At 36.5% G+C, this 22,680-nt stretch carries 13 protein-coding genes; 5 read left to right on the forward strand and 8 right to left on the reverse strand.

The features are described 5' to 3' along the window. Nucleotides 1–152: 152 nt before the first annotated feature. Together L0669_RS20155 and L0669_RS20160 are read left to right on the forward strand one after the other, a co-directional pair. A complete protein-coding gene (locus L0669_RS20155; protein ID WP_232067407.1) occupies nt 153–527 on the forward strand; it encodes a DNA polymerase III in 375 nt (124 codons plus the stop codon). 116 nt (nt 528–643) lie between these two features. Further along, nucleotides 644–1,201 carry an acetate uptake transporter gene (locus L0669_RS20160; protein WP_263759680.1) on the forward strand — a complete coding sequence of 186 codons (558 nt, stop codon included), beginning with the start codon at nt 644–646 and terminating at the stop codon, nt 1,199–1,201. A gap of 78 nt (nt 1,202–1,279) precedes the next feature. Here L0669_RS20160 and L0669_RS20165 read toward each other — a convergent pair whose 3' ends face one another. The 6 genes from L0669_RS20165 to L0669_RS20190 form a co-directional block, all read right to left on the reverse strand. Next, entirely contained in the window at nt 1,280–1,858 is a 579-nt protein-coding gene (locus L0669_RS20165; RefSeq protein WP_263759681.1) for an NAD(P)H-dependent oxidoreductase, read from the reverse strand. A 57-nt stretch (nt 1,859–1,915) separates the two neighbouring features. Further along, on the reverse strand, nt 1,916–2,476 hold the full coding sequence (locus tag L0669_RS20170) for a Crp/Fnr family transcriptional regulator (RefSeq protein ID WP_263759682.1): 561 nt from the start codon (nt 2,474–2,476) through the stop codon (nt 1,916–1,918). Nucleotides 2,477–2,493: 17 nt separating this feature from the next. Beyond that, on the reverse strand, nt 2,494–3,075 hold the full coding sequence (locus L0669_RS20175) for a TMEM175 family protein (RefSeq protein WP_263759684.1): 582 nt from the start codon (nt 3,073–3,075) through the stop codon (nt 2,494–2,496). Nucleotides 3,076–3,187: 112 nt separating this feature from the next. After that, nucleotides 3,188–4,078: a Ppx/GppA phosphatase family protein gene (locus L0669_RS20180; RefSeq protein ID WP_263759686.1), complete on the reverse strand. Its 891-nt coding sequence runs from the start codon at nt 4,076–4,078 to the stop codon at nt 3,188–3,190. Nucleotides 4,079–4,107: 29 nt separating this feature from the next. Then, nucleotides 4,108–6,189, reverse strand: a complete 2,082-nt coding sequence (gene ppk1 / locus L0669_RS20185) for a polyphosphate kinase 1 (protein WP_173973086.1) — start codon at nt 6,187–6,189, stop codon at nt 4,108–4,110. A 6-nt stretch (nt 6,190–6,195) separates the two neighbouring features. Then, entirely contained in the window at nt 6,196–6,681 is a 486-nt protein-coding gene (locus L0669_RS20190) for a SixA phosphatase family protein (protein ID WP_263759687.1), read from the reverse strand. Nucleotides 6,682–7,179: 498 nt separating this feature from the next. Between L0669_RS20190 and L0669_RS20195 the strand changes: the two genes are divergently transcribed. Genes L0669_RS20195 through L0669_RS20205 form a run of 3 tightly spaced genes read left to right on the forward strand, consistent with a single transcriptional unit; the run spans nt 7,180 to nt 21,175 of the window. Then, nucleotides 7,180–18,273 carry a choice-of-anchor L domain-containing protein gene (locus tag L0669_RS20195; RefSeq protein ID WP_263759688.1) on the forward strand — a complete coding sequence of 3,698 codons (11,094 nt, stop codon included), beginning with the start codon at nt 7,180–7,182 and terminating at the stop codon, nt 18,271–18,273. A gap of 34 nt (nt 18,274–18,307) precedes the next feature. Continuing rightward, the gene (locus L0669_RS20200; protein ID WP_263759689.1) at nt 18,308–19,225 is read left to right on the forward strand and encodes a PorP/SprF family type IX secretion system membrane protein; all 918 of its coding nucleotides are present in this window, start codon (nt 18,308–18,310) and stop codon (nt 19,223–19,225) included. Nucleotides 19,226–19,237: 12 nt separating this feature from the next. Then, complete coding sequence (locus tag L0669_RS20205; protein ID WP_263759690.1) at nt 19,238–21,175, forward strand: OmpA family protein; 1,938 nt, start codon at nt 19,238–19,240, stop codon at nt 21,173–21,175. Between the two features lie 160 nt (nt 21,176–21,335). Here the strand turns inward: L0669_RS20205 and L0669_RS20210 are convergent, their stop codons facing one another. Further along, complete coding sequence (locus tag L0669_RS20210; protein ID WP_173969349.1) at nt 21,336–21,836, reverse strand: CAP domain-containing protein; 501 nt, start codon at nt 21,834–21,836, stop codon at nt 21,336–21,338. A 172-nt stretch (nt 21,837–22,008) separates the two neighbouring features. Continuing rightward, nucleotides 22,009–22,653 (reverse strand): pyridoxamine 5'-phosphate oxidase, encoded by a 645-nt coding sequence (gene pdxH, locus L0669_RS20215; RefSeq protein WP_263759691.1) that lies wholly within the window; start codon nt 22,651–22,653, stop codon nt 22,009–22,011. Nucleotides 22,654–22,680 lie beyond the last annotated feature (27 nt).

Consider the following 22,680-nt stretch of genomic DNA (forward strand, 5'->3'; position numbering starts at 1 on the left):
AGAGCCAGGCTCAACCTGTCGCTCAAACTCCGGTAACTCCACAAGCTGAAGTTAGCAACGAGCCTAAAATCTCTGCCTTTTCTTTATCTAGTATTCGCAAGAAAAAAGAACTGGAAGCAGCTAGTCAGTCGTATGTAAAACCTACATCTGTAATGCCTACAGAAGATTTTACGGAAACTGAAATGTTAGTGCAATGGAATAAATATGCACAACGTTTGGGTGACAAAGGCCACAAAATTATGCAATCGTTACTATTGATTAATGATCCTACCTTAAACGGAACAGTAATTACTTTTGAATTGCCTAACGAGGGTTCTAAATTAGATTTTGAAGGACAGATTCACGGTCTTTTAGGACATTTGAAAGGACATTTGCACAATCACGATATTACGATTGAAGTGAATGTAAACGAAACTATCGAGATCAAACGTAGTCTTAATGATCAGGATCGTTACAATCGTTTGCTTGAAATTAATCCAAACATTGATCTTTTACGTACGACATTTGGACTGGATTTAAATGCGTAATACGCACTTCAAGTTGTTGGTATAACTGGAAATTTTAATTTTTTTTTTTGCTTCACTTTTTATTTTTGTAGTATTTTTTCTATATTTTTGACAGATTATATTTAAATCTTTAAAAATTGGAAAAGCAATTAGCAAACTCTGCACCGTTAGGTCTTCTAGGTTTTGGAATGACCACTATTTTATTAAACATACACAACATGGGATTTTTTCCCGTTAGCGCTGTAATTATATCAATGGGATTTTTTTATGGAGGAATTGCTCAGATAATCGCCGGAATTATTGCTTTTAAGCGATCGAATATTTTTGCTGCAACGGCATTTACTTCTTACGGTTTTTTCTGGATAACACTGGTTGGAATATGGATGTTGCCTGATACTGGAAACGCATTGGCAGGAGCTACACCCAACTCTTTTCTAGGAGTTTATTTGGCTCTTTGGGGAATTTTCACCGCTTTTATGTGGTACGGAACCTGGGGAGCAAGTAAGGTTCAGCAATTTGTTTTTCTTTCACTGACTGTTTTATTTTTCTTGTTAGCTTTCGAAAAATGGACAGGAATTGAATCTGTAGCTACTTTTGCAGGAGCCATTGGTATTATTTGCGGCAGCAGTGCTTTTTATTTGGCTATGGCCGAATTACTAGAAGAAGTAAAAGGCAAGAAAGTGTTACCTTTTTAAAATAGTATTTGCTATTTTTTGCCACAAATTTCACCAATTATATAAACTTGAATTCGTGAAATTTGTGGCAATTTTTTTTTATTTATTTCTTAATCCGAAATCATAGACTTTCTGGAGCCATTTTTCTCTTTGAAAATCATTGGCTGTTTTGATAATTCCGATATAAGTAACTTTTACAGGTTTTACTCCGCAGAATTCTAAAGTAGATTTTTTTAATTGATTGACACTTGGTCTTCCGAAAAATAATCTGTAGTACCATCCTGGCTGATCTAATGTAGTAATGATGTGTGCCGTTTTTCCTTTTAGCAATTTATCCCACCAAACTGAATTTTCTCTGTATTGAAATGCCATTCCGGGCAAAAACAAACGATCAATAAATCCTTTTGTGATGGCTGGCAAACCTCCCCACCAAACGGGATGAATCCAAACCAAATGTTCTGCTCTTTTAATTTTCTCCCAGGCTTCTAGTAAATCCGGCTCTAACTCGGTTCGTTTTTGATAACCAAATTGCAGGTTTGGATTAAAATTTAATGCCGCAATAGTTATGGTTTCAACTTGTGCTCCGGAAGCAATTGCGCCTTTTAGATACGATTCGGCAAGCCCGAAATTAAAGCTGGATGCATTTGGATGTCCGTTTATGATCAGTATTTTTTTCATGTGTTTTCTTTTTTACAAAAATACTATTCCGATGAAAATTGCTACCGGACAAATGTCCTATAAAACCGCTTTTCGAATACGACTTAAATGTCTTGGTGTAACACCTAAATATGATGCTAAATACTGAAGCGGAATCAATTGCAAATATTTTTGATGGTTTTGATACAATTCTTCGTAACGCTGTGTTCCTGATAGTTTCTGAAAAGATATCATTCGTTTTTGCAACGTTACATATTCCATTTCGGTCAACTTACGTCCTATTTCCTGCCAATGAATTCCCAATTGATACAGCTTTTCTAAACTTTCACGGCTCAGGACTTGCAACTCAGTATCGGCTAATGCCTGAAGATTTTCTTCAGCATTATTTTGCGTTATAAAACTGGAAAATGAAGCCATAAATTCGTTTTCGAATGCAAAACAATTGGTAATTTCATCTCCCTGATGATTGAAAAAATACGAACGTAAAATCCCCTTTTTGATAAAATAGATTTCGTTGCAAACCTGATTTTCTGTCAGTAAAAGTTCTCCTTTTTTAAGTTTTCGAAACGTAACTAAATCATCCAGAAGATCTAATTCATTTTGAGGTAAAACCTGAATAGACTGAAAAACTGATTTCATTATAATTTTTGAATAGATTAATTTTTTGAAGCAAAAACTCTCTCGATTCTTTTATCCGGTATAAGCCATAACAATGCTACGATTAAATAGGCAGCACCTGAAATCCATTCGTTGTAAAACGAAAAAATGATTCCTAAAACATATAAAACAGATGATGTATATCCTTTTAAATCCCTGCCAATAGCTTTCGCCAATATTGAATTTTCTCCTTCGTTGACAATTATAATGCGCTGTAAAATAAAATAAGCTACAGATGATAAAAACAATACTACTCCGTACAAAGTCATAGAAGCTTTTGCAAAATTATGCTCTCCCATCCAGCCTGTTGCAACCGGAATTAAGGACAACCAGAATAATAAATGCAAATTAGCCCACAGGATTTTTCCGCTTATTTTGGTCATTCCGTGAATTAAATAATGATGATTGTTCCAGTAAATTCCAACATAAATAAAACTTAGAATATAACTTAAAAATTTAGGAATAAGCGGTTTTAAATCGGCAAATTCATGTCCTTCAGGCACTTTAATTTCTAAAATCATAATGGTGATAATAATCGCTAATACACCATCACTGAAGGCTTCAAGTCTAGTTTTATTCATTTATTAAAATTATGGTGGTTATATTTTTTTTGCCACAGATTAGAAGATTTCAATAGATTTCTTTTTTATTTTAATCTGTGAAAATCCTTTAATCTGTGGCAATATCCTTTTTTTAAATTTTACCGTAGTACATTGCTTTTACGATTCCGTCAGAAAGTCCGATTTTAGGAACGTAAATTTGACGTGCTCCACTCCATTTCATGGCATTTAGATAAATTCTGGTAGCATGAATAATTACGTCGGCACGATCTGAATTCAGACCTAATTCGGCAATTCTTTGTTCGTAGGTTAATGAGTTTAAAAACGCATATTGCGAGTTGATATAAATGTACGAAAGTGGTTTTTCTTGCTGTTTTCCGGACATTTTAAACAACTTATTAATGTTTCCTCCGGAACCAATCAAGGTTACTTCTTCATAATCTGCAGTATTGGTTTTGATCCATTTTTCGATTTCATCCCAAACAGAATCGTGAACCATATTATTCAGCAAACGAACAGTTCCGGCTTTAAAAGATCTTGAATTAATCAGTTTTCCATCAGAAAATAGTGTGAATTCAGTACTTCCACCACCTACATCTACAAAAAGATAAGTTTCATCAGTTTTTAATAAATGATGTAAATCTGTCGATGCGATAATGGCGGCTTCTTTTTTACCATCAATAATTTCAATTTTGATATCGGCTTTCTTTTTAATTAAAGCGACAACTTCCTTTGCATTATAAGCTTCGCGCATTGCCGAAGTAGCAAATGCCATATAACGTTCTACTTTATGTACTTTCATCAAAAGATTGAATGCTTTCATAGCATCAACCATTCGATCTATATTTTCTTCTGAAATTTCCCCTACTGTAAAGGCATCTTGTCCCAAACGAATTGGCACACGAACAAGCGAACTTTTATTAAATTGTGGTTCTTTGCCATCTTGTTCTACAACATTCGATATTAGAAGCCTCATGGCATTTGAACCAATATCTATTGCTGCATATTTCTTTATATTAATCATGCTCACTTATGATTTATTATTCTTTATTATTAATTTATTTTTTGAGGAACTTGTTCTAATACTGATACTTTATTTTGATAATATTTATAGGTTTCAAGTTGCGCTCTAAATGGGGCATGATGATTTCTAGGTTTGTATTTATTATCTAATTTATAAGAATGGTATCTTACTTTTACGTTTCCTTTCCAGGCAATATTAAAGTTATCTATTAATTCTTTCTTGATTTCAAGATCATAAATTGGGCAGGTAACTTCGACTCTTCCGTCAAGATTTCGGGTCATAAAATCTGCAGATGAAATATATACTTCGGTTAAACCGGCATTTCCAAAAATATAAACTCTTGAATGTTCCAGATAATTATCGACGATACTTATGGCTTCGATATTTTCGCTCATTCCGGGAATCCCGGGAATTAATGAGCAAATACCTCTTACCTGAAGCTGGATTTTTACTCCTGCATTACTGGCTTCGTATAATTTATCGATCATTTTAAAATCAGATAAACTATTCATTTTTAATTTAATATGTGTTTTTCTACCTGCCAAAGCGTGCAGAATTTCACGATCTATTAATTTAATAAATTTTGTTCTTGTATAATGTGGTGATACAATTAAATGCTTGTATCTGTGCACTCTGTAATTGATATCGAAAAATTCGAATATTTTAGAGATGTCTTTCAATATTCCCTGATGACAGGTAAAAAGGGTAACATCTGTATAAATCTTAGCCGTAGATTCGTTGAAATTTCCTGTAGAAATAAATCCGTAACGACGTGATTTTCCTTCTTCGATTCTTTCGATTACACAAATTTTACTGTGTACTTTAAGTCCCTTTATTCCAAAAATAAGTTCGATTCCTTCTGTTTGCATTTGCTCTGCATAAGAAATATTCGATGCTTCATCAAAACGGGCCTGTAACTCGATTTGTACGGTTACTTTTTTACCATTTTTAGCAGCATTAATAAGCGAGCTGATGATCTGCGAATTCTTGGCCAAACGATACAAAGTAATTTTTATACTCGTTACTTTTGGGTCTAAAGCGGCTTCACGCAAAAACTTGGTTAAATATGAAAATGACTGATAAGGCGCGTGTAACAAATAATCTTTTTTACTGATTTTTTCTAGAATACTTCCTCCCAAACTCAATCCCGGAATTGGTAATGGTTCGTTAGGTTTATAAAGTAAATCGTATCTTCCTAAATTTGGGAAACTCATATAATCACGACGATTATGATATCTTCCGCCTGGAATAATACTATCTGTTTCTACAATTTTCATTTTATCTAAAAAGAAATGTAGTGTATCTTCTTCGATTAAATTATCATAAATAAAACGAACTGGCTCTCCTATCCTTCTGTCTTTTACTGATGTTGCGATTTTTTCGAGCATACTTTTGCTCAAATCGCTATCGATATCTAATTGTGCATCACGAGTAATTTTGATCATGTGTGCCGAAACACTTTTATAATCGAAAATATTAAAGATGTTTTTTAAATTGTAACGAATAACATCATCAATAAGAATAACGTAATGTTTATCATCATGAGAAGGCAATACAACGAATCTGTTTATCGTTTTCGGGATTTCGATCACGGCATAACGAACCTCATCGTTTGTATTCATTTCTAAACGAACGGCCAAATATCCTAAAGTATCTTTAAGAATTGGAAACTCTGCCAGATCATTCAATATAATGGTTACTAATTCAGGACTTAGTTTCTGATCAAAAAAGTCTTTTAGAAAACATTCCTGATCGGGTGTTATTTCGTCTTCATTAATAATTAGAATGTTTTCGGCTTCGAGTTCTGTTTCGATATTTCCTAAAATACGTAAGCTTTCAGATTGTTGCTGAATCACGATTTCGGTAATATCTTTAATTAGCTGATGGGCAGAAACTCCTCCTAAATATTTTTCTCCAGAAATTCCAGAAAGGCTTAATCTACGAATTGCAGCATAGCGAACTCTAAAAAATTCATCTAAATTGTTCGAAAAAATTCCAACAAAACGCAGTCTGTCTAAAAGCGGAACCGTATTATCTGCGGCTTCCTGAAGCACTCTCGCATTAAACGCTAACCAACTTTTTTCTCTATCGATATATTTCTGTTCGTACACTTTATATTATTTTAAATCTTTGGGGAAAATTGTTTTATGAGTTTTACCTTTATTAATTGAGTTCCAACTTTCTGCGTCAAACTGTAAAGATACAAAGCCTGAAGTAGGAACATTTTCGATAAAAACATCCCCAAATTTATTAACAAAATTTGTAATAGCCTCGTTATGTCCAAAAAGAATAATGCTTTCGAAACTATTATCACATGATTTGATAATCTTCTCGAGCTGTTTGTCATCAAAAGTATAAAGATCGTCTTTATAAACGATACTTTCAATAGGATACGAAATATTTTGGGCAAAGATTAGCGCCGTTTCTGAAGCGCGTGCCGCAGTACTACTCCATATTATATAGGTTTTAGGAAGAAAATTTGAAATATTTGCCGATACTTCATGAGCGTCCAGTATTCCTTTTTTCATTAGAGGTCTGTCGAAATCTTTTAAAGGAGCTTCCCAGCTTGATTTTGCATGGCGTATTAAAATTAAATTTTTCATAAGCGGATGGTTTAGAAACCTCTTAGGAGGTTAATAATTTTATTGAACTTCTAATTTACAAAAGAAATATTAAACCTCTTACTTTTTTTATTTCTGTTAACATTAAATGCAAATTTTAACAAGAATTACTTATTCTTAAAAACTAAAAAAACAGGTTCACCCAATTACCTGCTTTTTGCAAAAAAGTGTTCTTCATCTATTAAACCAAACAGTTGGTCGATTGATGCTTATTTATAAAAAATTAACTAAATATCTGATTATTAATCATTTATAATATTTCAAAAATTGCGTTTTTAGTCAAAAAACCAAAAAAGTACTACTTTTTTATTTGTTAGAAATGACAAAAAAAATTGCTTTTTAGACTATTATTTAACAAAAAAAATACACTTCAACGAGTTTTTAGGTTAGTTACGGACAAAAAAAATCAAAATTAACGCCTCTATATAACTTTGATTCTGTTAAAACTTGATAACTATTATAAAACAAAATCCTGAAAATATGAGAACTAACTCTACTCTAAAAGATGTGGGAAAATTAATAAAAAGTTGTAAGTATATTTTCTCCATTCAAAAAAATATCGAACAAAAATCTTTTTCTAAAATTAGTTTAAAATCTCTTTTAATTATTTTAGGAATTGCATTTTATACTTCTACAGTTTCAGCACAAGAAGTATCTACCAGAATTGGAAATACTTTAATTACTAACCAATCAACCTCTAAGACAACTGCTAAAGCAGCAAGTATTAATGCACTTGCCGCAGTAGCGGGATCGATTGATGTTGCCAATGCATCAGCAGGTTATAACAGCTATACTGCAGATCAATTGGTTCGTAATGTATTAACATCCGGATGTTTAACCGTTAACAACGTTCGTTTTGGTTATTACAAAAGAAATAATAACAATACCTGGACGTGGAATAACCACACTTGGTCTTCGACGGCAGGAAACAGACAATTAGGCTATTACAACAAAGCAACATCTACTTTTCCTATTGACGAAGGTTTGCTTTTATCTACTGGGAGAATTAGCTCTGCCATGGGACCTAATACCTACACAAATAAAACAGACGAAATGGTAGAAGAGGCAAGTGATCCGGACTTAACGACAATTTCCGGAAAAACCATGCATGATGCTTCGATATTGGAATTTGATTTTATTCCGGATGGAAATCTGGTTGAATTTAAATTTGTTTTTGCGTCTGAAGAATATCTGGAATATGTTCACACGAACTATAATGACGCTTTTGGATTCTTTTTAAGCGGGTTTGGAATAACTGGTCCTTACACCAACAACGCCATAAATCTTGCCCAGCTGCCAAATGGCGATGCAGTAACGATCAATAATATTCACTCAGCAGGAACAAATGTGGATAATGTTTCTTTTCCAGATCATAATGTTGCGTATTACTCTAATAATCCTTTGGGTTCTGCAACAATGGAATTTGACGGCGCGACTGTTGTTTTAACTGCAACTTATGCTGTTACTCCTGGAAAAAACTATAAAATAAAAATGGCAATTGCCGATGCGTATGACCAGAAATGGGATGCGGGTGTATTTTTAAAAGCAAAAAGTTTTGCTACAAATACGCTGGTAATTACGAATCCGGCTCCAATATGTGCTAACGGAAATACCAATATTACTTTACCTGCTATTACTGCAGGAAGTACAGCAGGACTTACGTACAGTTACTGGAAAGATGCAGCTGCAACAATTCCGTATACTAGTCCTACTGCTGCCACAGTTGGAACTTATTATATTAAAGGCTTAAATGCACAATCTGGCTGTTCTGATATAAAACCTGTAGTGGTAAGTCAAACCAACATTGTAATAACAGAAACAACTGCCTCGCATATAGATATAAAATGTAAAGGCTTATCTACAGGATCTGCGACTGTGACAGCTTCCGGCGGAACAGGAGCTTATACGTATTCATGGAATACCAGCCCAGTTCAAACTAGTGCAACTGCTACAAATTTGGCTGCCGGAACTTATACTGTAACGGTAACAGATGCAAAGGGTTGTAATAATACCAAACAAATTATTATTACCGAGCCTTCGACTATATTAAGTGCTACTACTACGCAAGTTGATGTAATTTGTAATGGAGCAACAACCGGTTCTGCAACTGCGGTTCCTTCTGGTGGTGCAGGAGCATATACATATTCCTGGAATACAAATCCTATTCAAACTTTAGCAACCGCTACAGGTCTTGCAGCAGGAACTTATATAGTAACAATCAAAGATGCGAATCTTTGTACTGTAAATAAATCAGTTACTATTTTACAACCAACTACGGCTTTAACTCTTGCTGCTTCATCTAAAACTGATGCTTCTTGTTTTGGAGCAAGCACGGGAAGTGTAACTGCTGGAGCAATAACCAACGCTGTTGGAACTGTAACTTATAATTGGAAAAATGCTTTGAATGTTTCTGTTGGAACAACTGCAACAGTTTCTAACCTTTCTGCAGGAACTTATACTTTAACAGTTACTGATAACTGTTCAAGCAAAACAAATTCGGTTACGATTTTACAACCTAGTGCAGCTTTAGCTCTTGCAGCTTCTTCTAAAACAGATGCCTCTTGTAATGGTCTGAGTACCGGAAGTGTAACTGCGGGAGCGGTAACAAACTTCGTTGGAACTGTAACTTATTCATGGAAAAACAGCTCTAATACAGTAGTTGGAACGACAGCTTCTGTAACTGGGCTTGCCGCCGGAAACTATACTTTGACTGTAACAGATTCTTGTTCTAGTCAATCAAATTCAGTAACTATCGGACAACCGGCTTTACCTCTTGCACTTGCAGCTTCTTCTAAAACGGATGCTTCTTGTAATGGTGCGAGTACCGGAAGTGTAACTGCGGGAGCGGTAACAAACTTTGTAGGAACTGTAACTTATTCATGGAAAAATAGCTCTAATACAGTAGTTGGAACGACAGCTTCTGTAACTGGGCTTGCTGCCGGAACCTATACTTTGACTGTAACAGATTCTTGTTCCAGTAAATCGAATACCGTAACTATCGGACAACCAGCTTTACCTCTTGCATTAGCACCTTCTTCTAAAACGGATGCTTCTTGTAATGGTGCAAGTACCGGAAGTGTAACTGCGGGAGCGGTAACAAACTTCGTTGGAACTGTAACTTATTCATGGAAAAATAGCGCTAATACAGTAGTTGGAACTACAGCTTCTGTAACTGGGCTTGCTGCCGGAACCTATACTTTGACTGTAACAGATTCTTGTTCCAGTAAATCGAATACCGTAACTATCGGACAACCAGCTTTACCTCTTGCATTAGCACCTTCTTCTAAAACAGATGCTTCTTGTAATGGTGCAAGTACCGGAAGTGTAACTGCGGGAGCGGTAACCAACTTCGTAGGAACTGTAACTTATTCATGGAAAAATAGTTCGAATACAGTAGTTGGAACTACAGCTTCTGTAACCGGACTTGCTGCAGGAACCTATACTTTGACGGTAACAGATTCTTGTTCCAGTAAATCGAATACCGTAACGATTGGACAACCAGCTTTACCTCTTGCATTAGCACCTTCTTCTAAAACAGATGCTTCTTGTAATGGTGCGAGTACCGGAAGTGTAACTGCGGGAGCGGTAACCAACTTCGTAGGAACTATATCTTATTCATGGAAAAATAGTTCGAATACAGTAGTAGGAACTACAGCTTCTGTAACAGGACTTGCTGCCGGGACCTATACTTTGACGGTAACAGATTCTTGTTCTAGTCAATCTAATTCGGTAACGATTGGACAACCGGCTTTACCTTTAGCTCTTGCCGCTTCTTCTAAAACAGATGCTTCTTGTAATGGTGCTAGCACCGGAAGTGTAACTGCGGGAGTAGTAACCAATTCTGTTGGAACTGTAACTTATTCATGGAAAAATAGCGCTGATACAGTAGTTGGAACTACAGCTTCTGTAACAGGACTTGCTGCCGGAACCTATACTTTGACGGTAACCGATTCTTGTTCTAGTCAATCAAATTCAGTAACTATCGGACAACCAGCTTTACCTCTTGCACTTGCAGCTTCTTCTAAAACGGATGCTTCTTGTAATGGTGCGAGTACCGGAAGTGTAATTGCGGGAGCGGTAACAAACTTCGTTGGAACTGTAACTTATTCATGGAAAAATAGCGCTAATACAGTAGTTGGAACTACAGCTTCTGTAACTGGGCTTGCTGCCGGAACCTATACTTTGACTGTAACAGATTCTTGTTCCAGTAAATCGAATACCGTAACTATCGGACAACCAGCTTTACCTCTTGCATTAGCACCTTCTTCTAAAACAGATGCTTCTTGTAATGGTGCAAGTACCGGAAGTGTAACTGCGGGAGCGGTAACCAACTTCGTAGGAACTGTAACTTATTCATGGAAAAATAGCGCTAATACAGTAGTAGGAACTACAGCTTCTGTAACAGGACTTGCTGCTGGAACATACACTTTGACGGTAACAGATTCTTGTTCTAGTCAATCTAATTCAGTAACGATTGGGCAACCAGCTTTACCTTTAGCTCTTGCAGCTTCTTCTAAAACAGATGCTTCTTGTAATGGCGCGAGTACCGGAAGTGTAATTGCAGGAACGGTAACCAACTTCGTAGGAACTGTAACTTATTCATGGAAAAATAGCTCTAATACAGTAGTCGGAACTACAGCTTCTGTAACAGGACTTGCTGCCGGAACCTATACTTTGACGGTAACCGATTCTTGTTCTAGTCAATCTAATTCGGTTACTATTTGGCAACCAGCTTTACCTCTTGCACTTGCAGCTTCTTCTAAAACAGATGCTTCTTGTAATGGTGCGAGTACCGGAAGTGTAACTGCGGGAGCGGTAACAAACTTTGTTGGAACTGTAACTTATTCATGGAAAAATAGCGCTAATACAGTAGTAGGAACTACGGCGTCTGTAACCGGACTTGCTGCTGGAACATACACTTTGACAGTAACAGACTCTTGTTCCAGTCAATCTAATTCAGTAACGATTGGGCAACCAGCTTTACCTTTAGCTTTAGCTGCTTCTTCTAAAACGGATGCTTCTTGTAATGGTGCAAGTACCGGAAGTGTAATTGCAGGAACGGTAACCAACTTCGTAGGAACTGTAACTTATTCATGGAAAAACAGCTCTAATACAGTAGTCGGAACTACAGCTTCTGTAACAGGACTTGCTGCCGGAACCTATACTTTGACGGTAACAGATTCTTGTTCCAGTCAATCTAATTCGGTAACGATTGGACAACCGGCTTTACCTCTTGCATTAGCAGCTTCTTCTAAAATAGATGCTTCTTGCTTCGGTGACAGTACTGGAAGTGTAACTGCGGGAGTCGTAACAAACGCCGTGGGAACTGTAACTTATTCCTGGAAAAACAGTTCAAATACTGTAGTTGGAACTACAGCTTCTGTTTCTGGGCTTACTGCAGGAACCTATACCTTGACTGTAACAGACTCATGTTCAAGTCAATCTAATTCGGTAACTATTGGGCAACCTTCTGCTGCTTTGTCTTGTTCAATTACACAAAATAAAGCAGTAACTTCAAATGGATTGAGTGATGGTGAAGCAACTGTTACCGCTATTGGAGGAAACGGAGGCTATACTTATAAATGGGATAATAACGAGACAACACAAAAAGCTGTTGCTTTAAATGCCGGATTACATTCTGTAACTGTTACAGACTCTAAAGGTTGTACAACAACTTGTACTGTTACCATTTCACAACCTAATGTTTTGTCTTGCAGTATTACTCAAAATGCTCCTGCAAAATGTTATGGAGATAATAACGGTATCGCAACTGTTGCCGCTATTGGAGGAAACGGAGACTATACTTATAAATGGGATAATAACGAAACAACAGCTCAGGCAACAGCTTTAACTGCTGGCTTACATACCGTGACTGTTAATGACAAATTAGGATACAAAACAACTTGTGATGTTATTATTGGACAACCACAAGCGGCCTTAACAGCAGCTATAAAAATTGACACTAATGTAAATTGTAAAGGTGGTGCAACCGGATCTGCAACAGCTTCTGCAACCGGAGGAAACGCAAGTTATTCTTATTCCTGGAATACTTCTCCAATTCAAACTTCGGCTACAGCCAATAACTTAATTGCAGGAACTTATATCGTAACTGTAACTGATGCAAAAGGTTGTACTGATACTGAGCAAATAACCATTACAGAACCTGAACTTGCACTTACAGCAGCTATAAAAATTGACACTAATGTAAATTGTAAAGGTGACGCAACGGGATCTGCAACAGCATCAGCAACTGGTGGAAACGCAACTTATTCTTACTCTTGGAATACTTCTCCTATTCAAACTTCGGCTACAGCCAATAACTTAATTGCAGGAACTTATATTGTAACTGTGACTGATGCAAAAGGTTGTACTGATACCGAACAAATTACCATTACAGAACCTGAGCTTGCCTTAACAGCAGCAATCAAAACCGATACTAATGTAAATTGTAAAGGTGATGCCACTGGTTCTGCAACAGCTTCTGCAACCGGAGGAACAGGAACTTATTCTTATTCCTGGAATACTTCTCCTATTCAAACTTCGGCTACAGCCAATAACTTAATTGCAGGAACTTATATTGTAACTGTGACTGATGCAAAAGGTTGTACTGATACCGAACAAATTACCATTACAGAACCTGAGCTTGCCTTAACAGCAGCAATCAAAACCGATACTAATGTAAATTGTAAAGGTGATGCCACTGGTTCTGCAACAGCTTCTGCAACTGGTGGAACCGGAACTTATTCTTATTTATGGAATACTTCTCCAATTCAAACTTCGGCTACAGCCAATAACTTAATCGCAGGAACTTATATCGTAACGGTAACTGATGCAAAAGGTTGTACTGACACAGAACAAATAACCATTACAGAACCTGAACTTGCACTTACAGCTGCTATCAAAACTGATACTAATGTAAATTGTAAAGGTGACGCAACGGGATCTGCAACAGCTTCTGCAACCGGAGGAACCGGAACTTATTCTTATTCCTGGAATACTTCTCCTATTCAAACTTCGGCTACAGCCAATAACTTAATAGCAGGAACTTACATCGTAACTGTGACTGATGCAAAAGGTTGTACTGATACGGAACAAATAACCATTACAGAACCTGAATTTGCACTTACAGCAGCTATCAAAACAGATACTAATGTAAATTGTAAAGGTGATGCAACGGGATCTGCAACAGCTTCTGCAACTGGTGGAACTGGAACTTATTCTTATTTATGGAATACTTCTCCAATTCAAACTTCGGCTACAGCCAATAACTTAATTGCAGGAACTTATATTGTAACGGTAACTGACGAAAAAGGCTGTACTGATACTGAACAAATAACAATTACAGAACCTGAACTTGCCTTAACAGCTTCACAATCTCAAGTAAATGCGAGTTGTGGCGGAGCTTCTAGCGGATCTGCAACTGTAATAGCTTCTGGCGGAAATAGTTCTTATACATATTCATGGAACACAACTCCGGAGCAAACTTCGGCTACAGCCACAAATCTTGCTGCAGGAAATTATAGTGTAGTAATTACTGATTCTAAAGGTTGTACACATACTGTATCATTTGAAATTCTTGATGGAGATTCGGTTAAACCAATAATTAATCCGCTACCAGAAACTTCAACTATTAACTGTCCGGCAGAACCAGAATTTGCTCAGGCTACTGCAACAGATGACAATGGTACAATTGCTTCATTGACTTATGAAGATACTGTAACTCCTGGAAATTGTGCCGGTTCTTATACAAAAACCAGAACCTGGACAGCTAAAGATGCTTGCGGAAACATTTCACTTCCTGTAAGTCAAACAATTATTGTACAAGATATTACAGCACCAACCTGGTCAACTGAAGTGGCTTCTTTAAACAAAACTATCGAATGTAGTGATGCTGAAGCTTTAACTTCCGCGCAAGCGTTATTCCCAACAGCCTCAGATTTATGCGATACTGATGTTTCAAATATCGTAAAAGTAGCAGGATTGTTTGTCGCTTCTGCTGATTGTTCGAATGCGGGAACTTATACGAACACATGGACTGTGAAAGACGATTGCGGAAATATTTCTGATACTTTCACGCAAGTGATAAAAATTCAGGACACAACAAAACCAACATTTATTGGAGAACTTCCAACAGATATTACAGTTTCTTGTGACGCTGTTCCTGAACCTGCAAATCTTGAAGCTTCTGATAATTGCAATGGTAATTTGCCAATAGTTTTTAATGAAACTAAAAGTGATATACAAAACGGTTGTTCTACTAATTATACATTAACCCGTACATGGACTACCAGTGATTGTGGTTTAAATACGGCTACTTATACTCAAATAATAAAAGTTAGAGATACTACAGCGCCAACTGGAACTGCTCCTGCTGATGTGGCTAATTTGCAAACCATTGCTGATATCCCGGTGGGAAATCCTGCTGATATAAAAGATGCAGCGGATAACTGCAGTACTACCGTAGATATCACAGTAAGCGATTCTAATAATGAAGGAAGTGGTTGCGACGGAAATGCTTATATCTTGACCAGAACATATACTTTGACTGATTGTGCCGGTAATAAAACGGAATTAAAACAAACGTTTACAGTCGAAAATAAAGTTTCGGTTTCAGGCGTTGCTTCGCATGTAACTTGCTTTGGCGGAAAAGATGGTTTAATCTTGGTTACCAATAGTCCAGGATCGACTGTTGTGATTAGAAATGAAAATAACGAAGTGGTTGGTAATTCTAATTTGCCGGCAGGGACATACACACTTACAGCAACATCATCTGTAAATAACGGAAACGAAACTTGTTCTGCAACTGCAACGGTTGTAATTACTCAGCCAACTTATACGGTTAAAATATCAGGACAAATTATCAATAAAGATACTAATACACCAATTGCAAATGTACCTGTTACATTGGTTCCGCAAGGTACTACGACTGGACCTATTTTAATGCGCATAACTGGTGCCGATGGTCTTTATAATTTCTCAGGCATGGTTGCCGGAAGTTACTTAGTTCAGGTTCAGGATGCTAATTTAAACAGCGCATACCAATTGTATCCTATAGATTCGAGTTTGTTCTTTACTACTCTTGAAGATTGTAAAATTCAGGAACATAATTTTGAATACGGAAAATCGACATTACCTGTTTTAGGAGATTATGTTTGGTATGATACAAATGGTAACGGAGTTCAGGATGAATGGTATGATGCTAATAATGATGGTGTTGTAACTAAAAATATTCCTGACGGAAACGGCGCTATCGATTATAGCCAATGGGAATGGATTGACCTTAATGGTGACGGAAGCTATACAGGACCTTCAAATGTTGGCGAATTAAATGCCGGAGGTTTTGGAAATGCTTTGAGTGCTAATGTTATCATTGATGGTCCTAACGGATATCACCAGGAAGTAATTGTAGGTATTGAAGGATTCTGGAGAGACAGACCTAATAGTGCGAATCCTTACGGAGATTATACTATAAAATTAGTAAAAGATGCGAATCTGGATGCTGTTGCCGCTAGTTTGGGAGCAACAGGATTAGTAAAAGTGCTGCCATCAATTACAGATAAAAAAGCACCTAATAAAACAGGCAAATCGCAATTGCATACGGTTTGTAGTACAACTGGCGGTGCGAGTGGGTATATTGTAACTGTAACGCCTGAAGATCTGGTTCATTTAGATGCTGATTTTGGAGTGAATTGCAAAGTTTTCTCTGATATTGTTGCCAATGATGATTCGGCCGGACCAATTGCCGGGGTAAATAATATTACAAAAAATGTTTTAAATGTGTTGCCAAATGACACTCTTGAAGGTGTAGTAGTAACAGCATCTGACGTGATTATTACAACAGTAACTCCAAACGAGTTTTTACAATTAAACGCTGACGGATCTGTAGATGTTTTGGCCAATGCACCAGTTGGAACTTTGACTTTGGTATACCAAATTTGCGAAGCCGACCAAACTACAAATTGCGATACTGCAACTGTTACCGTAACTATAGAAGCTCCGGTAATGACTGTAACTGCAACTCCAATTTGTGTTAATGATGTTCCGTATATTGATTATGTGGTAACTCCTGTAAACTTTACTCCTGTAAATGGTGTAACAATCGCATGGGCTAATACTAGCGATACTGTGATCACTACAATGAATAATTTACCACTTTCAGGACGCGTGTTGTGGCCGGGAGCTGTGGTTGATCAAAGTGGTAAAGGTATCGACTGGCCAGGTTGGGTTTTTCAGAATAATAAATGGATTGAAGCACCAGACGGATTTGAAACTCTTCGTCCTCTTGTTAAGTTGACAATCTCTACTAATCCTAGTGAAACAATAACAGTAGAATATCCAAAATCTGAACCTTATTGTACTGGCAGACCAACATTTGCTATCGTAGCAAATGATGATAATGCTGGACCAATATCCGCAGGAGCAACAAACGTATTGAACATATACAATAATGATACTTTGAATGCTGCTGCAGTAAATCCAGCTGATGTTACACTTACTATTGTAACACCGGATCCTAAAGAGGCATTGACTCTAAATCCTGACGGATCTGTTGATGTAGCCGCCGGAACACCAGACGGAACTTACACATTAACGTATCAAATATGCGAAAATGCAGATGCAGGAAATTGTGACACAGCAATTGTAACTGTTATTGTTACTGAACCTGCTGCTCCCCCAACTCCTGTTGTTGCTAATGATGATGTTTACAATAATATTGGCTGTAACACATTTGGATTGGTTGGTAATGTTTTAGCAAATGACTTTAAAGGTATTACCAAAGCTTCATTAGAATTGGTAAACTTTACATTACTAAGTTCAAATAATAATGCGAAAACAGATCCAAATATCACTTTTGATGCTTTAGGAAATGTAACAGTGTCGAGCTTAACTCCGGCAGGAACTTATACATACAGTTATCAAATTTGTGATAAGTTAAGTGCTGACAACTGCGATACTGCAACTGTTACAATAACTGTGGTGCCAAATGGTATTACCAATATTGCCAGCAAAGCTTGTAACGACGATTCGACTCTTATTGATTTGCTTTCCCTATTGCCGGAAAACACGCCTTCGACAGGAGTTTGGATTGATGCTAACAATAGCAATACGATACAAGGAAATACTTTTAACGCATTAGGTTTAGCTCTTGGTACTTATACATTTGAGTATAAAATAACAGATCAAAATTGTCCTAGAAGTATTTTACTGACTATGGAAATTAATGACGATTGTAAAGTATTAGCCTGCGGAAATGTTGTGGTACACAATGCCTTTTCTCCTAATGGGGATGGAATAAATGACGTTTTCAAAATTGATAATATCGATGATATAACTTGTTATCCTGAAAATAATGTAGAGATCTATAATCGTTGGGGAATATTAGTTTTTGAAACTGATAACTACAACAATACTACCAATGCATTTGATGGAATATCAAGAGGAAGAACTACCGTTAAACAATCTGACGGGTTACCAACCGGAACTTATTTCTACATTATTAATTACAAATCGTTAGATGGAAATAATGTACTTCAAAACAATAAGAAAGATGGGTATTTATATTTATCTAAATAAAATCGATAGTAATAATAATATAATAATATCTACTATGAGAGCAAAATTATATTTCTTCGTCATAATGTTTGCGGGCATTGCAGGTTATGCACAGCAAGATGCACAATATACGCAATACATGTACAATACGATCGCCATCAATCCTGCTTATGCAGGATCAAGAGGAGCCCTAAGTATTTTTGGATTGTACCGCACACAATGGGTTGGACTCGACGGAGCCCCGGAAACCAGCAGTTTTTCTGTCAATACCCCTATCAATAATAGTAATCTGGGAGTTGGTGTATCGCTGGTAAATGATAAAATAGGACCAACTAACGAGAATAATCTTTCGGTTGACCTTTCTTATACAGTTCAGACATCGCCGGATTTCAAATTGTCTTTCGGGATAAAAGGAACCGCAAATTTGTTCAATCTGGATATCAATAAATTAAATCCGGAAATTCAGGGCGATCCACAATTTCAGGATCTTGATAATAAGTTTTCGCCTAATGTGGGTGCCGGGGTTTACTGGCATTCAGACAAAGCTTATATCGGACTTTCGGTTCCTAATTTTATTGAAACCAATAGATACGATGATAACGATATTGCCATTTTTAAGGATAAAATCAATTATTATTTAATGGCCGGATATGTATTTAATCTGGATAAACTAGAGTATATCAAATTCAAACCGGCTGTTTTGGGTAAAATGGTCGAAGGAGCTCCGCTTCAGGTAGACGTGTCAGCCAACTTTATGTTTATGGAAAAATTTGTGGTGGGAGTTGCCTACAGATGGAGCGCTGCATTGAGTGCTATGGTAGGTTTCCAGATCTCAGACGGACTTTATATAGGCTATGGTTACGATCGCGAAACCACACACCTGAACAATTATAATTCAGGATCTCATGAGATATTCCTGCGTTATGAATTCTTTAAAAACAACGGTAAAATGACAACCCCTCGTTTCTTCTAAAAATAAATGATTATGAAAAATTATATACTTCTTTGCCTGACCTTTATAATTGTTTTTTCATTTAACAGTTATGCCCAGGATTCCAAGGTAGCTGCCGGAGATAAAAAATACGACAATTATGCCTATATCGACGCTATTAAAACCTATGAGCGCGTAGCCGATAAAGGATACAAATCCGAAGATATGTTCAAGAAACTGGGAAATTCCTATTACTTTAATTCTGATTTTGATGGTGCTGCCAAATGGTACGGCGAGTTATTTGCCATGAATACAAGTCCGGAACCTGAGTATTATTACAGGTATGCGCAATCTTTAAAATCAACCGGACAAATGGATAAAGCCAATAAAGTTCTGGGAGAGTTTAATGCCAAATACAAAAATGACAACAGAGGAAAATTGTATAAGGAAGATGTCAATTATCTTGATGAAATCAAAGCCAATTCAGGACGTTATACAATCGAAAATGCCGGAATAAACTCTAAGTATTCAGATTATGGATCTTTTGTTTACGACAACAAACTCTATTTTGCATCAGCCAGGGATACCGGGAATTTTTCTCAAAGAAAACACAAATGGACCAATGAATATTTTACCAATTTGTATTTTGCCGATGTTGACCCTGCAACGGGTTCAAGTACTAAAGTAAATAAGTTCAAAACTTGTATTAACACTAAGTTTCATGAATCTTCTCCGGCTTTCACCAAAGACGGAAAAACGGTCTATTTTACCCGAAACAATTACATCAATGGCAAAAAAGGAAAAGATGAAGAGAAAATTACACTCATTAAAATCTACAAAGCCACATTAGACAATAACGGTAAATGGGCAAATATTATCGAACTTCCTTTTAATAGCGATAACTATAGTGTAGGACATCCTGCGCTGAGTCCTGATGAGAAAACCTTATATTTTGCTTCGGATATGCCCGGAACAATAGGACAATCGGATATTTATAAAGTAAGTATTAATGGGGATAGTTATGGTACGCCACAGAATTTAGGCTCGACAATTAATACCGAAGGAAAAGAAACCTTTCCGTATGTCACCAGCGAAAACGAAATTTACTTTGCCTCAGACGGACATCCCGGACTTGGCGGACTTGATGTCTTTGTGGGGAAAATTGAAGATAATGGAACTATCAGTAGTATTCAGAATGTAGGTGGCGATATCAATTCTCCAAAAGATGATTTTGCCTATATTATCGATCCGGTTTCCAGACGTGGTTATTTTAGTTCTAACAAAGATGGCGGACAAGGATCTGATGATATTTATAAATTTTTGGAAACCCGAAAACTGCAATGCATTCAGGAGTTAAACGGAATCATTACAGATGCGCAAACAGGTGCTGTTTTAGCCGGAACAAAAGTTACGCTGTATGAAGGAACCACCATCAAAAGCACTACAATTTCTGATGCAAACGGATATTATAGTTTTGTGGTGGAATGCGGAAAAACCTATAACGTAAGGGCTGAAAAAGAAGAATATACCACCAGGGAAGTCAGTGTAACTATTGGCAAACTAACCGGAAAAACTAGTCTTCCGATTGCTTTGGAAAAATCAACTTGTAAGGTTACCATTGGTGATGATCTCGGTAAATGTTTTGGTATAAAAATGATTTATTTTGATCTGGATAAATCCAACATTAGAATGGAAGCAGCACTGGATTTAGAGAAAATCCTTGATGTACTGAACAACAACCCAACAATGAAACTCGATATTCGTTCTCATACCGATAGCAGGGCTACAAATGCTTACAATCAGGCTTTGTCAAACAGAAGAGCCAAATCGACCATTGACTGGCTTGTTAAAAACGGTGTGGCTAAAAACCGCTTAACCGGAAAAGGTTACGGAGAAACACAACTCGTAAATCGTTGTTCTGATGGAGTACCATGTACCGAAGAAGAACATCAAATGAACAGAAGAAGTGAATTTATTATTACAGCATTATAAATAAGTTCTAATATTTAAAAATTCCAAATTTCAACAGGCTATACGTTTGTTGGGATTTGGAATTTTTTATTTGGGATTTTACCAGTTGTTTATTAAAAAAAAAGTCGTCGCAAATCAAAGATTTACAACGACTACTAAAAACCAACCAGTCCAATAATATTTAAATTTTAGCGAAAATATTCGTGTAATATTTTTTCCCGGTTTTGGCATCAATTGTTATTGATAAACCAAAATGAGTAAAATCACCCACTATATTTTCTTTGTGTCCGGGGCTGTCAAGCCACGCTCTTACCGCTGCTTCAGAAGTTTTGTAATTGTAAGCAACATTCTCACCTACTTTTTTCGCTCCTAAAACACTGATAATATTGTTTGAACGCGAAGTAAAATCATTATGATCGACAACATTGTTGGCAATCATATAATTATTATGCTCTTCACACTTAAACGAAATATGATTTATTTTTTCTAACGCATTTAAACCAACACTTAATCGATAATCATTGATTAATTTCATGGTTTCTATCTCTGAGTCATTATAACTGTAGTTCGTAACCAGAGCTTCTGTTGTAGTACTATTGCTTCCCTCGGCACTATCTGCAGAGCATGAGTTCATTGTAATAAAAATTACAACGAACATCATGGCACACATCATCTTTTTCATAATCAATAGCAGTTAAAATTAAAGTAAATGTTGGGGCAAATTCCTTAAATTATATTTTAAAAATAAATTGTCTCGTTTTTCTTATTCAAACGTATTCAATTTATCGGTAAACTGCAAAATTAATCGATGAACTACATAAATATTTATTTATTAAATGTAAATTTCCTACAAACTAAGAAGATAATCTCTCAATCTTCCATGAATAATCAGATTGGCTTTGGTAACGTATTCTGTCGTGTAATCTATTAGGTCTTCCTTGCCAAAATTCAACCTCTAAAGGAGTTACTAAATATCCGCCCCAATTCTCCGGTCTCGGAATTGATTTTCCTTCAAATTGTGCTTCCAGTTTTTTTAGATTTTCTTCTAAAAATGTTCTTGACGGAATCACTTCGCTTTGGTGCGAAACTATTGCGCCTAATTTGCTTCCGTCAGGACGGGAATCAAAATAACCATCCGATATATTCTCTGAAGTTTTCTGCGCAATTCCTTTTATTATTACCTGACGTTCCATTTCCTGCCAAAAGAAAGACAGACAAACATGAGGATTTGCCGCAATTGCTTTTCCTTTTTCAGATTCATAGTTGGTATAAAAAATGAAACCTTCTTCAGAAAATTTCTTCAATAAGACTACTCTCGATTTCGGAAAACCATCCAGCCCAATTGTCGAAACTGTCATGGCATTTACTTCTCCGCTTCCGCCAAATTCTTCTACTTCATGAAACCATCTGTTAAAAAGATTAATAGGATCTTCAGGAATATTGGTTTCTAATAATTCACTTTTCTCGTAAGATTTTCTATAATTGCTTAAATCATTCATGACGGAGGATTTTAGATTGTTGATTTT

Origin of the sequence: Flavobacterium bizetiae (assembly GCF_024271895.1) — a bacterium.
Taxonomy (GTDB): Bacteria; Bacteroidota; Bacteroidia; order Flavobacteriales; family Flavobacteriaceae; genus Flavobacterium; species Flavobacterium bizetiae.

Coding starts and splice junctions, on each gene's coding strand:
- L0669_RS20155 (WP_232067407.1), top strand. CDS start 153: ATGCCTACAGAAGATTTTACGGAAACTGAAATGTTAGTGCAATGGAAT.
- L0669_RS20165 (WP_263759681.1), bottom strand. CDS start 1,858: ATGAAAAAAATACTGATCATAAACGGACATCCAAATGCATCCAGCTTT.
- L0669_RS20170 (WP_263759682.1), bottom strand. CDS start 2,476: ATGAAATCAGTTTTTCAGTCTATTCAGGTTTTACCTCAAAATGAATTA.
- L0669_RS20175 (WP_263759684.1), bottom strand. CDS start 3,075: ATGAATAAAACTAGACTTGAAGCCTTCAGTGATGGTGTATTAGCGATT.
- L0669_RS20180 (WP_263759686.1), bottom strand. CDS start 4,078: ATGATTAATATAAAGAAATATGCAGCAATAGATATTGGTTCAAATGCC.
- L0669_RS20190 (WP_263759687.1), bottom strand. CDS start 6,681: ATGAAAAATTTAATTTTAATACGCCATGCAAAATCAAGCTGGGAAGCT.
- L0669_RS20195 (WP_263759688.1), top strand. CDS start 7,180: ATGAGAACTAACTCTACTCTAAAAGATGTGGGAAAATTAATAAAAAGT.
- L0669_RS20200 (WP_263759689.1), top strand. CDS start 18,308: ATGAGAGCAAAATTATATTTCTTCGTCATAATGTTTGCGGGCATTGCA.
- L0669_RS20205 (WP_263759690.1), top strand. CDS start 19,238: ATGAAAAATTATATACTTCTTTGCCTGACCTTTATAATTGTTTTTTCA.
- L0669_RS20210 (WP_173969349.1), bottom strand. CDS start 21,836: ATGAAAAAGATGATGTGTGCCATGATGTTCGTTGTAATTTTTATTACA.
- pdxH (WP_263759691.1), bottom strand. CDS start 22,653: ATGAATGATTTAAGCAATTATAGAAAATCTTACGAGAAAAGTGAATTA.